Raw genomic sequence first — 12,866 nt, 5'->3', positions numbered from 1 at the left:
CGTTACAATTGTATAGGAAAGTTTTTCTATGTTACGATTTACTATAGTGTTTATGCCGTGAGAGGAGGTTAGGAATGAATCGTATCTTCCGTAATACCATCTTTTATTTACTGATATTCCTAGTAGTAATTGGAATCGTGAGTTATTTTAATGGTTCGACACAAAAAACGACACCAGTTAGCTACGATAAATTCATTACTAAACTAGAAAAAGGTGAAGTGCGCAATGTGCAACTTCAACCGAAAAATGGTGTGTTTGAAGTAAAAGGACAATTTAATACTTCTAGTCAAGGAGAACAATTTGTTACTTATGCACCAAATACTGAGGAATTACAAAAGAAAATTAATGATAAAGCGCAGGGTGCTGAAGTTAAGTATCAACCAGCAGAAGAAACAAGTGCTTGGGTAACGTTCTTTACTTCTATCATTCCGTTTGTCATTATCTTCATTTTATTCTTCTTCTTATTAAACCAAGCTCAGGGCGGCGGTAGCCGTGTTATGAACTTCGGAAAAAGTAAGGCGAAGTTATATAATGACGAAAAGAAAAAAGTTCGTTTCAGAGATGTTGCTGGAGCGGATGAAGAGAAACAAGAGCTTGTTGAGGTAGTTGAATTCTTGAAAGATCCTCGTAAGTTCGCTGAAGTTGGTGCTCGTATTCCGAAGGGTGTTCTATTAGTGGGACCTCCAGGTACAGGTAAAACTTTACTAGCACGTGCTGTTGCAGGTGAAGCTGGCGTTCCGTTCTTCTCTATTAGTGGTTCTGACTTCGTAGAGATGTTCGTCGGTGTCGGTGCATCCCGTGTACGTGATTTATTCGAAAATGCAAAGAAAAATGCTCCTTGTATCATTTTCATTGATGAAATTGATGCAGTAGGGCGTCAACGTGGCGCTGGTCTTGGTGGTGGCCATGATGAGCGTGAACAAACGTTGAACCAATTACTTGTTGAAATGGATGGATTCGGTGCAAACGAAGGTATTATTATCATCGCTGCGACAAACCGTCCTGATATCCTTGATCCAGCATTATTACGTCCAGGTCGTTTTGACCGTCAAATTACAGTAGATCGTCCAGATGTAAATGGCCGTGAAGCTGTACTGAAAGTACATGCTCGTAATAAACCGCTTGATGAGAATATCAACTTAAGAGCAATTGCAACTCGTACGCCAGGATTCTCTGGTGCCGATCTTGAAAACTTATTAAACGAAGCTGCTTTAGTAGCTGCGCGTCAAGATAAGAAGAAAATTGATATGAGTGACATTGATGAAGCAACGGATCGTGTTATTGCAGGTCCGGCTAAGAAAAGTCGTGTTATCTCTGAAAAAGAACGTAATATCGTTGCTTTCCATGAAGCGGGCCACACTGTAATTGGTGTCGTTCTTGATGAAGCCGATGTCGTTCATAAAGTAACAATTGTCCCTCGTGGTCAAGCTGGTGGATACGCAGTAATGCTTCCGAAAGAAGATCGTTACTTCATGACAAAACCGGAGTTACTTGATAAAATCACTGGTTTACTTGGTGGTCGAGTAGCTGAGGAGATTGTATTTGGTGAAGTAAGTACAGGTGCTCACAACGACTTCCAACGTGCGACTGGTATTGCAAGACGTATGGTTACAGAATTTGGTATGAGTGACAAGCTTGGACCAATGCAATTCGGTAGCTCACAAGGTGGTCAAGTGTTCTTAGGAAGAGACTTCCATTCAGAACAAAACTATAGTGATGCAATTGCACACGAAATCGATGTGGAAATGCAAACGATTATGAAAGATTGTTATGCTCGTGCAAAACAAATTCTTACTGAAAATCGTGATAAACTAGATCTTATTGCGAAAACGTTACTTGAAGTAGAAACGTTAGATGCAGAGCAGATCAATCATTTATGTGATTACGGCAGATTGCCAGAACGTCCAACATCTTCAGCTGATGTGAAAGTAAACATCAACATGAAGAAAGACGATGAAGAATCAGAAGATAAGTAAGAAATGAAGGAGTGACGATGGTCACTCCTTTTTTGTTTGTTAAAATTTTATCTAATTACCATTGAAGGTTTATGGGATAAAGTAATTTCAGTAAAACTAGTATTAAAAATTGAAATGGAGAGCAATCTTTTTGTAAAATGGTGAGTATAGAAAAATGATTATATAAGTATGTGTGATATGATGTTTTTATAAGTTTTATACATATTGCACAAATATAGATTAAATAAGATAAGTGGTGAGAATATGATTTTTGTATTGGATGTAGGGAACACAAATGCGGTGTTAGGTGTGTTTGAAGATGGGGAACTTCGTCAGCATTGGCGCATGGAAACAGATCGTCATAAAACAGAAGATGAGTATGGGATGCTTGTAAAGCAGTTGCTTGAGCATGAAGGTCTTTCGTTTGAAGATGTGAAAGGTATTATTGTGTCTTCAGTCGTACCACCAATTATGTTCGCTTTAGAGCGCATGTGTGAAAAATATTTTAAAATTAAACCGCTTGTAGTAGGACCTGGAATAAAAACGGGACTAAATATTAAATATGAAAACCCGCGTGAAGTAGGCGCAGATCGAATTGTAAATGCAGTAGCAGGAATCCATTTGTATGGAAGTCCGCTTATTATTGTTGATTTTGGTACGGCTACTACATATTGTTATATTAACGAAGAGAAGCATTATATGGGTGGTGTTATTACGCCAGGAATTATGATTTCAGCAGAGGCTTTATATAGTAGGGCTGCAAAACTTCCTCGTATTGAAATTACAAAACCGAGTAGTGTTGTTGGAAAGAATACAGTAAGTGCGATGCAATCTGGTATCCTTTATGGATATGTGGGACAAGTGGAAGGTATTGTTAAGCGTATGAAAGAGGAAGCTAAACAAGAACCGAAAGTTATTGCAACAGGTGGATTGGCGAAATTAATTTCAGAAGAATCGAATGTAATTGATGTTGTAGATCCATTCTTAACGTTAAAAGGTTTATATATGTTATATGAGCGTAATGCAAATTTACAGCATGAGAAAGGTGAATAAATACGTATGAAAGATTATTTAGTAAAAGCATTAGCGTTTGATGGGGAAGTGCGTGCGTATAGTGTACGTACAACAAACACAGTAGGTGAGGCGCAAAGACGTCATGATACATGGAGAACAGCTTCAGCGGCGCTTGGTCGTTCTTTGACTGCAGGTACAATGATGGGTGCGATGTTAAAAGGCGAACAAAAGTTAACGATTAAGGTAGAAGGTAACGGCCCAATCGGTCCTATCTTAGTGGATGCTCATGCAAATGGAGATGTACGTGGTTATGTAACAAATCCGCATGTTGATTTTGAAGGGACAGAACAGGGGAAATTACGTGTCTATCAAGCGGTAGGTACAGAAGGTTTTGTAACAGTAATTAAAGATATTGGTATGCGTGAGCCATTTATCGGTCAATCCCCAATCGTTTCCGGAGAATTAGGGGAAGACTTCACGTATTATTTCGCAGTTTCTGAACAGACGCCTTCTTCTGTAGGTGTTGGTGTTCTTGTAAATGGAGATGATAGCATATTAGCTGCAGGTGGATTTATTCTTCAAATTATGCCAGGTGCACAGGAAGAAACAATTTCATTCATTGAAGATCGCTTGCAAAAGATCCCTCCTGTATCAACGTTGATCGAACAAGGTCTTTCTCCAGAAGAGTTACTATATGCAGTGCTGGGTGAAGATAAAGTAAAAGTATTAGAAACGATGGATGTTCAATTTAATTGCACGTGCTCGCGCGAACGTATTGAGAGTGTGTTAATTAGTTTAGGTAAAACAGAGTTAGAGCAAGTTCGTGAAGAAGAGGAAGAGACAGAAGTTCATTGTCATTTCTGTAATGAGAGATACAAGTTCTCTAAAGAAGATATCACAAATTTAATTGAGAATCTGTAATAAGAGAATTAAGAGAGCGATCCTCCAAATAGATTGACAAACAGGGAATTTTCTGACAAAATCTAAATATAGATAAAACCAATAAAAATACTCGGTGTTAGGAGTGACAGGAATGCGAGTGGCACAATCAGTTTCAGAATTAATCGGGAAAACGCCGATCGTTAAGTTGAACCGCATCGTAGAATCAAACAGCGCAGATATATACTTAAAATTAGAATTTATGAATCCGGGGAGCAGTGTTAAAGATCGTATTGCATTAGCTATGATTGAAGATGCTGAAAAAAAAGGATTGTTAAAAGAAGGCGATACAATCATTGAGCCAACAAGTGGTAACACAGGAATTGGCTTAGCGATGGTAGCAGCTGCTAAAGGATATAAGGCAATTTTAGTAATGCCAGAAACAATGAGTGTGGAGCGTCGTAATTTATTACGTGCTTACGGTGCTGAATTAGTATTGACTCCAGGGCCTGAAGGAATGGGCGGAGCAATTCGTCAAGCGACTGAATTAGCGAAAGAGCATGGCTACTTTATACCGCAACAGTTCAAAAATCAATCGAATCCAGAAATTCATCGTTTAACAACGGGTCCAGAAATTGTTGAACAAATGGGTGATCAACTAGATGCGTTTATTGCGGGTATTGGTACAGGTGGAACAATTACTGGTGCTGGTGAAGTGCTGAAGGAAGCGTATAAAGATATTAAAATTTATGCAGTAGAACCTGCGGATTCGCCAGTGTTATCTGGTGGAAAACCGGGTCCACATAAAATCCAAGGAATTGGAGCAGGATTTGTTCCAGAGACATTGGATGTAGAAATATATGATGAAATCATTCAAGTAAAGGCAGAGCAAGCGTTCGAATATGCGAGAAGAGTGGCTAAAGAGGAAGGTATTTTAGTCGGTATCTCTTCAGGGGCAGTTATTTATGCAGCGACAGAAGTTGCCAAAAAGTTAGGTGAAGGGAAAAAGGTACTTGTTATTATCCCAAGTAATGGTGAACGTTATTTAAGTACACCACTTTATCAATTTGAATCCTAATTAAATGTGATTGAAAAAGCATCCTTGAAAAAGGATGCTTTTTTCTTTTTGGATTGGAAATAGGAAAAGAGTGAATGACTAGAAAACTTCATGTAAAATAAGAGGTAGTATAATTAATTTATTTTCACTAGCCCTCTTGGATTAATCATTCTCTATACATAACATATGTAGTTTGAAATGATTAATCTAAGAGGGTGGGATAAAAGAAGACGGGGTGTTGATATGCAACGAAGAAAATCTTTAGCGCTTTCTATTCCATATCAGTTAGACTTTTTTAAACAATATAAATTTCTTTCTCAGGATAAGCCGCAACATATTTTGTTAGAAAGTGGACGTGGCGGCCGTTATAACATTGTGGGGCTAAATCCGGTAGCGGTAATCCAAGGGAAGGATGAAACGTTACATATAAGCGAAAGTGGTAAGGAAACAATAAAGCGAGGGAATCCATTAGATTTAATGCAAGAATATATGGAGAAATGGAAAACGGACTATAATCCAGAGTACCCGCCTTTCCAAGGTGGAGCGATTGGTTACTTTAGTTATGATTGTATCCGTTACATCGAAAAACTTCCTTCTCTTGCGGAGGATGACATTAATATACCTGATATATTCTTTTTGTTATTTGATGATGTGTTTGTATATGATCAAGAAGAAAAAGTATTATGGATTATTACGCATTATGTAGATAAGCATGAAGAGGCAAAAGAGCGATTAAATGAATGGAAGGTTCTTTGGGCGACAGAAGCGCCGGAAGTGACTATGCCGTTTGTGTGCCCTGAAAAGAAAAGTGAAGCAGTTGCTTTTACTGAAGAAAGCTTTATGAAGGCGGTTGAATGTATTCAAGAATATATTGGTGCTGGTGATGTATTCCAAGTTAACTTGTCGACAAGACAAGAAAGAACGTTACAAACACACCCGCTAGAAATTTATACAAGTCTTCGTGAAATTAATCCATCTCCATATATGGGTTACTTGGAGCTTGGAGATTTTCAAATTGTTAGTGGATCGCCAGAGTTGCTAATTAAGAAACAAGGAACCGAAGTAAGCACAAGACCAATTGCTGGAACGAGATCTAGAGGGGCGAACGAGCAAGAGGATGAAGAATTGGCAAGAGAATTAATTGAGAACGAAAAAGAAAGAGCAGAGCACGTCATGCTTGTGGATTTAGAACGAAATGATTTAGGACGTGTTTGTAAATATGGCACTGTAGAAGTAGATGAATTTATGGTAATTGAGAAATACTCACATGTTATGCATATTGTTTCTAATGTGCGTGGTGAGGTGGAAGAAGATAAAGATGCTTTTGATTTAGTGAAGGCTGTATTCCCAGGGGGGACAATTACTGGTGCCCCGAAAATACGTACGATGGAAATTATTGAAGAGTTAGAACCTGTTCGCCGAGGGATTTATACAGGTTCAATCGGTTGGATCGGTTATTCTGGAGATACAGAATTGAATATTGTAATTAGGACACTTCTTGCTAAAGATGGAAAAGCGCATGTACAAGCAGGAGCGGGAATTGTAATTGATTCGAATCCGAAGAATGAATATAAAGAGTCGTTAAAAAAGGCGATTGCTTTATGGCGTGCAAAAGAACGTAGCGAAGAAACGGTTAGGTGAGAGAAATGATATTAATGATTGATAATTATGATTCTTTTACATTTAATTTAGTGCAGTTTCTTGGAGAACTTGGACAAGAGCTTGTTGTTAAACGTAACGATGAAGTGACTATTTCAGATATTGAGAATATGAAACCAGACTTTTTAATGATTTCGCCAGGTCCATGTAGTCCGAATGAAGCAGGAATTAGTATGGAGGTTATTCGATACTTTGCTGGAAAGATTCCGATTTTTGGGGTTTGTCTTGGGCATCAATCCATTGCGCAAGTGTTTGGTGGGGAGGTTGTTCGTGCGGAACGATTAATGCATGGAAAAACTTCGCTTATGCATCATGACGGAAAGACGATTTTCTCGGATATTCCTAATCCGTTTACTGCGACGCGTTACCATTCCTTAATTGTTAAGAAAGAGACGTTACCAGATTGTTTAGAGGTAACATCTTGGACGGCGGAAGGGGAAATTATGGCGCTTCGTCATACAACATTGCCGATCGAAGGTGTGCAGTTCCACCCGGAATCTATTATGACTTCTCATGGGAAAGAGTTGCTACAGAATTTTATTCGTAAATACAGTCCTAGTGTGGCATCATGCTAATTTACGTAAATGGTGAGTATGTAGAAGCGAGTGAAGCGAAAATCTCTCCTTATGACCATGGTTATTTATATGGCCTTGGAGTTTTTGAGACGTTTCGCATTTATAATGGTCATCCTTTTTTGTTGGATGACCATTATAACCGTTTAATAGATGCGCTGGATACATTGCAAATCAAATGGACAATGACAAAAGATGATGTAATGTTTATTTTGAAAAATTTACTCGTTCAGAATGGATTGGAACACGCGTACGTACGCTTTAATGTGTCGGCGGGTATAGATGAAATAGGATTGCAAACAGCAATGTATGAAGAACCGTCTGTTATTGTTTTTATAAAACCTTTAGCAGCCCCAGGAGATATAGTGGAAAAAGAAGGGGTTATTTTAAAGCAGGTGCGCAATACGCCGGAAGGGGCATTGCGCTTGAAATCTCATCATTATTTAAATAACATTTTAGGGAAGCGTGAAATTGGAAATGTTGTGAATAAGGAAGGTATTTTCCTTACTGAAGCAGGTTATGTTGCAGAGGGTATTGTTTCGAATCTCTTTTTTGTGAAAGATAATATTTTGTATACACCTTCGCTAAAAACGGGGATTTTAAATGGTATCACTCGTGCGTTTATTATAAAGATTGCAGAGGAATTTGGTATAGAAGTGAAGGAAGGTTTCTTTAAGAAAGATGAATTACTTTCCGCAGATGAAATCTTCGTAACAAACTCCATTCAAGAAGTTATTCCGCTTTGTCGTATAGAAGGGCGAGATTTCCCGGGTAAAGTGGGAGTGGTTACAAAAAGATTGATGAATCTTTATGAAATGCAGAGAGAGAAATTGTGGAGCAGAAATGAATTACGAAGAGGAGATGTGTAATTTGAAGTGGGATTATGATTTACGCTGCGGTGAATATACATTGAATTTAAATGAAAAAACATTAATTATGGGGATTTTAAATGTAACGCCAGATTCATTTTCGGATGGTGGGAGTTACAATGAGGTAGAGGCTGCAGTGCGTCATGCCAGAGAAATGCGAGATGAAGGTGCTCATATTATTGATATTGGTGGAGAATCTACTCGCCCAGGTTTTGCTAAAGTATCAGTAGAAGAAGAAATTAAGCGAGTTGTTCCAATGATTCAGGCGGTTTCAAAAGAGGTGAAATTGCCTATATCTATCGATACATATAAAGCTGAGGTTGCAAAGCAAGCAATTGAAGCTGGCGCTCATATTATTAATGATATTTGGGGAGCGAAGGCGGAACCGAAAATTGCTGAAGTTGCAGCTCATTATAATGTGCCTATCATCTTGATGCATAACCGCGATAATATGAATTATCGTAATTTAATGGCGGATATGATTGCCGATTTGCATGATAGTATTAAAATTGCTAAAGATGCTGGTGTGCGAGATGAGAATATTATTTTAGACCCGGGCATCGGTTTTGCTAAAACGCCTGAACAAAACTTAGAGGCGATGCGCAATTTAGAACAGTTAAACATACTAGGTTACCCAGTTCTCTTAGGTACTTCAAGAAAGTCCTTTATTGGGCATGTGCTAGATTTACCGGTAGAGGAACGTCTTGAGGGAACGGGAGCTACTGTTTGTCTTGGTATTGAAAAAGGTTGTGAGTTTGTTCGTGTTCATGATGTGAAGGAAATGGCACGTATGGCTAAGATGATGGATGCGATGATTGGTAAGGGGGCGAAGTAATTGGATAAAATTTATATCCATGATATGGAGTTTTACGGTTATCATGGTGTATTCCCAGAAGAAAATAAATTAGGTCAGAGATTTAAAGTCGACTTAACAGTAGAATTGGATTTGAAACAGGCGGGAGAAAGTGATGACTTAGAGCATTCGGTCAATTATGGAGAACTTTTCGAACTGTGTAGAAAAGTTGTTGAAGATAGAACGTATAAGCTTGTAGAGAGTATTGCTGAAAATATCGCTACAGATATATTGAAACAATATGAGAGTATTTTGCGTTGTACAATTAAAGTAATTAAACCGGATCCGCCGATACCTGGGCATTATCGCGCTGTAGCAGTGGAAATTACGAGAGAACGTCCATGAATAACATAGCGTACATTGCATTAGGTTCAAATATTGGAGAGCGTTATACGTATTTAACTGAAGCGATTCAGTTTCTAAATAAAAATCCTTATATCCAAGTTGAGGATGTTTCGTCTGTATATGAAACGGAACCGGTTGGCTATACTGACCAAAGTTGCTTTTTAAATTTAGTTATAAAAATTTCTACCAATTTATCACCGCAAGAATTATTGAAAGTAACGCAAAAAGTAGAAAACAACCTAGGAAGAAAAAGGGAAATCAGGTGGGGCCCGAGGACTATCGACCTTGACATTTTACTATATAATCAAGAAAATATTGAAGCAGAGAATCTTATTGTTCCGCATCCGCGGATGTTCGAAAGAGCTTTTGTTATCGTTCCGTTGTTAGAGATTAATCAAGATATAAAACAAGACATTTCACGTTCACAAGTAGAAGAAATGAAAAGGCGAGAGGGAGTAACGGTATGGAAGCAGAAAAATGGGGAAGACGCATTCGTGCTTTTCGAAAGCTAAAAGGTTATACGCAAGAAGGTTTTGCAAAAGAATTAGGGGTATCTGTATCTGTTTTAGGTGAAGTTGAGAGAGGTAATCGATCGCCTTCCCAAGATTTTGTAGTGGAAGTTGCTAAAGCGTTAAAGGTCTCGATAGATGAGCTAATGCCAAAGTGACCATGAAGGAAGGAGTAAATCGAGTGTTAAAGATCGCAAATATTGAGATGAAAAATCCGGTTGTATTAGCACCGATGGCGGGAGTGTGTAACTCTGCATTCCGTTTGACAGTAAAAGAATTTGGTGCAGGTCTAGTTTGTGCCGAAATGGTAAGTGATAAGGCAATACTACTGAACAATAAAAGAACATTAGATATGTTATACATCGATGAGAGAGAAAAGCCATTAAGTTTACAAATTTTTGGTGGAGAGAAAGAAACTCTTGTAGATGCTGCGAAATACGTAGATCAATATACGACAGCAGACATCATTGATATTAATATGGGGTGCCCAGTACCGAAAATCGTTAAGTGTGATGCGGGAGCAAAGTGGCTTTTAGACCCAAATAAAATATATGAAATGGTAGCGGCAGTTGTAGATGCTGTTAAAAAACCAGTTACAGTTAAAATGCGTATTGGTTGGGATGAGGATCATATTTTCGCAATCGAGAATGCAAAAGCTGTTGAGCGTGCTGGTGGACAAGCGGTAGCAGTTCATGGGCGTACACGAGTACAAATGTATGAAGGAAAAGCGGATTGGGATATTATTAAACAAGTAAAGCAATCTGTAAATATCCCGGTTATCGGAAATGGTGATGTCGCAACGCCACAAGATGCAAAGCGTATGATTGATGAAATTGGCGTAGATGGTGTTATGATTGGTCGCGCTGCTCTTGGAGATCCGTGGATGATTTATCGTACGGTAAAGTATTTAGAGACGGGTGAATTAATGCCGGAACCGACAGTGCGCGAGAAAATTGACGTATGTATGTTGCATCTAGATCGTCTTATCGATTTAAAGAACGAAAATGTCGCTGTAAGAGAGATGAGAAAGCATGCAGCTTGGTATTTAAAAGGTATTCGTGGTAATGCAACTGTACGTAATGGTATCAATGCTTGTAATACGCGTGAAGACCTTGCGAATGTATTAGGTGCGTTTGTAGAAGAAGTAGAAGCAAAACAACAAACAATTCACGTTGGTTAATAATAGATAGGGAAGATTGACATTCTTCTATACACTTCCTATAATTACGTGAAAGAAAGAAGAACTGCCAGTTAGTTGCTGGCAGTTTTTCTAGTTGAGTAGAAAATGCTATACTGTATATATTGTAAAAATTAATAGAGCTGGAGTGATATCAATACCATGGATAACATGAACCACGAAGAATTAAACGACCAATTGCTTGTTCGTCGTGAAAAGCTACATAACTTACGTGAGCAAGGAATCGATCCGTTCGGTAAACGATTTGAACGTACAAATGCAACAAATGACTTATTAAGCTTATATGGAGAGTTCTCTAAAGAAGAATTAGAAGAGAAAGAAATCTCTGTTTCTATCGCTGGTCGTATCATGACAAAACGCGGTAAAGGAAAAGCCGGATTTGCACATATTCAAGATTTACATGGACAAGTTCAAATTTATGTTCGTAAAGATGCTGTTGGAGATGAAGAGTACGAATTATTTAAAACAGCAGACTTAGGTGACTTAGTAGGTATTGAAGGTAAAGTGTTCAAAACGAACGTTGGAGAACTTTCAGTAAAAGCAACGGGCTTTACACTATTAACGAAATCTCTTCGTCCACTACCGGATAAATACCACGGATTAAAAGATGTTGAACAACGCTACCGTCAACGTTATTTAGACTTAATTACAAGTATGGAAAGCCGTGAAACATTCGTTACTCGCAGTAAGATCATTCGTGAAATGAGAAGATACTTAGATGACAACGGTTATCTTGAAGTGGAAACACCTATGATGCATGCAATTGCAGGTGGAGCTTCTGCTCGTCCTTTCATTACGCACCATAATGCGTTAGATATGGAATTATATATGCGTATCGCAATTGAACTTCATTTAAAACGCCTTATCGTGGGTGGATTAGAAAAAGTTTATGAAATCGGTCGTGTATTCCGTAATGAGGGTGTATCAACTCGTCATAACCCTGAGTTTACGATGATTGAATTGTATGAAGCGTATGCTGATTATAAAGATATTATGAAACTAACAGAAAATATGGTTGCTCATATTGCAAAACAAGTACTAGGTACAACAACAATCCAATACGGTGATTATGAAATTAATCTAGAACCAGAATGGACACGTCTTCATATGGTAGATGCAATTAAAGAACATTCTGGAGCAGATTTCTGGAATCCAATGAGTGTGGAAGAAGCGCGTGAACTTGCAAAAGAACATAATGTAGATATTAAAGATACAATGGAAGTTGGTCATATTATAAATGAATTCTTCGAACAAAAAGTAGAAGATAAATTAATCCAACCAACATTTATTTACGGTCATCCGGTAGAAATTTCGCCACTTGCGAAAAAGAATGATGAAGATCCACGATTCACAGATCGTTTCGAATTATTTATCGTTGCACGTGAACATGCAAATGCATTCACTGAGTTAAATGATCCAATCGATCAAAAAGAACGTTTTGAAGCGCAATTAAAAGAACGCGAACAAGGTAATGATGAAGCTCACATGATGGATGATGATTATATCGAAGCTCTTGAGTATGGTATGCCTCCTACAGGTGGACTAGGAATTGGTATTGATCGTCTTGTTATGTTATTAACGAATGCACCATCTATTCGTGATGTATTATTATTCCCTGCTATGCGTCATAAACAAGACTAAGCTTTGGAGATTTCTCCGAAGCTTTTTTTTATTTGAATATGAGTTACCTGGAGATAGTAAATCTTGATAGTGTGGAAAATTATATTTATATAGAAGAAATATGCTGTTTTTATACTTTTTTACTAAGTTAAAAATTTTATTAGAAAAACTATTGCATTTTAATAATCGAACTGGTATATTTATATTCGTTGCCACGAAAGGTAACAAGCAAAACAAACGAAAAACAACTTATTAAAAAAAGTTGTTGACGAAAATATAACAAAATGTTATATTAATAAAGTCGCTTCTGAGCGACAAAGAAGTTCTTTGAAAACT

General features: G+C 37.9%; 13 protein-coding genes. All 13 read left to right on the top strand.

Translation table 11 applies throughout. The features are described from left to right. Positions 1 to 74: 74 nt before the first annotated feature. The 13 genes from ftsH to lysS all read left to right on the top strand — a co-directional run bounded on the left by ftsH (position 75) and on the right by lysS (position 12,551). Positions 75 to 1,976 carry an ATP-dependent zinc metalloprotease FtsH gene (gene ftsH / locus EUC40_RS25545; RefSeq protein WP_156576859.1) on the top strand — a complete coding sequence of 634 codons (1,902 nt, stop codon included), beginning with the start codon at positions 75 to 77 and terminating at the stop codon, positions 1,974 to 1,976. Positions 1,977 to 2,219: 243 nt separating this feature from the next. Then, a complete protein-coding gene (locus EUC40_RS25540; protein WP_149178472.1) occupies positions 2,220 to 3,008 on the top strand; it encodes a type III pantothenate kinase in 789 nt (262 codons plus the stop codon). Positions 3,009 to 3,014: 6 nt separating this feature from the next. After that, on the top strand, positions 3,015 to 3,890 hold the full coding sequence (gene hslO, locus EUC40_RS25535) for a redox-regulated molecular chaperone HslO (protein ID WP_071710662.1): 876 nt from the start codon (positions 3,015 to 3,017) through the stop codon (positions 3,888 to 3,890). 112 nt (positions 3,891 to 4,002) lie between these two features. Next, the gene (cysK, locus tag EUC40_RS25530) at positions 4,003 to 4,926 is read left to right on the top strand and encodes a cysteine synthase A (RefSeq protein WP_071710661.1); all 924 of its coding nucleotides are present in this window, start codon (positions 4,003 to 4,005) and stop codon (positions 4,924 to 4,926) included. A 222-nt stretch (positions 4,927 to 5,148) separates the two neighbouring features. Beyond that, the gene (pabB, locus tag EUC40_RS25525) at positions 5,149 to 6,546 is read left to right on the top strand and encodes an aminodeoxychorismate synthase component I (RefSeq protein WP_156576858.1); all 1,398 of its coding nucleotides are present in this window, start codon (positions 5,149 to 5,151) and stop codon (positions 6,544 to 6,546) included. A gap of 5 nt (positions 6,547 to 6,551) precedes the next feature. Continuing rightward, complete coding sequence (gene pabA / locus EUC40_RS25520) at positions 6,552 to 7,139, top strand: aminodeoxychorismate/anthranilate synthase component II (protein ID WP_000602302.1); 588 nt, start codon at positions 6,552 to 6,554, stop codon at positions 7,137 to 7,139. Then, positions 7,133 to 8,005: an aminodeoxychorismate lyase gene (pabC, locus tag EUC40_RS25515; protein ID WP_071710658.1), complete on the top strand. Its 873-nt coding sequence runs from the start codon at positions 7,133 to 7,135 to the stop codon at positions 8,003 to 8,005. The genes pabA and pabC overlap by 7 nt, the downstream gene beginning before the upstream one ends. Next, complete coding sequence (gene folP / locus EUC40_RS25510; protein ID WP_156576857.1) at positions 7,980 to 8,840, top strand: dihydropteroate synthase; 861 nt, start codon at positions 7,980 to 7,982, stop codon at positions 8,838 to 8,840. Before pabC ends, folP begins: the two co-directional genes overlap by 26 nt. Continuing rightward, positions 8,841 to 9,203 carry a dihydroneopterin aldolase gene (gene folB, locus EUC40_RS25505; RefSeq protein WP_000358058.1) on the top strand — a complete coding sequence of 121 codons (363 nt, stop codon included), beginning with the start codon at positions 8,841 to 8,843 and terminating at the stop codon, positions 9,201 to 9,203. Continuing rightward, complete coding sequence (folK, locus tag EUC40_RS25500) at positions 9,200 to 9,715, top strand: 2-amino-4-hydroxy-6-hydroxymethyldihydropteridine diphosphokinase (protein ID WP_001059452.1); 516 nt, start codon at positions 9,200 to 9,202, stop codon at positions 9,713 to 9,715. Before folB ends, folK begins: the two co-directional genes overlap by 4 nt. After that, on the top strand, positions 9,667 to 9,870 hold the full coding sequence (locus EUC40_RS25495; RefSeq protein ID WP_000387027.1) for a helix-turn-helix domain-containing protein: 204 nt from the start codon (positions 9,667 to 9,669) through the stop codon (positions 9,868 to 9,870). The genes folK and EUC40_RS25495 overlap by 49 nt, the downstream gene beginning before the upstream one ends. A 23-nt stretch (positions 9,871 to 9,893) precedes the next feature. Beyond that, entirely contained in the window at positions 9,894 to 10,892 is a 999-nt protein-coding gene (dusB, locus tag EUC40_RS25490) for a tRNA dihydrouridine synthase DusB (RefSeq protein ID WP_000912269.1), read from the top strand. A gap of 159 nt (positions 10,893 to 11,051) precedes the next feature. Next, entirely contained in the window at positions 11,052 to 12,551 is a 1,500-nt protein-coding gene (gene lysS / locus EUC40_RS25485; RefSeq protein ID WP_048526409.1) for a lysine--tRNA ligase, read from the top strand. The last annotated feature ends 315 nt before the right edge of the window (positions 12,552 to 12,866 follow it).

The organism is Bacillus luti, assembly GCF_009739945.1.
GTDB classification, from domain to species: domain Bacteria; phylum Bacillota; class Bacilli; order Bacillales; family Bacillaceae_G; genus Bacillus_A; species Bacillus_A luti.
This window is presented reverse-complemented; position numbering and strand designations above follow the sequence as displayed.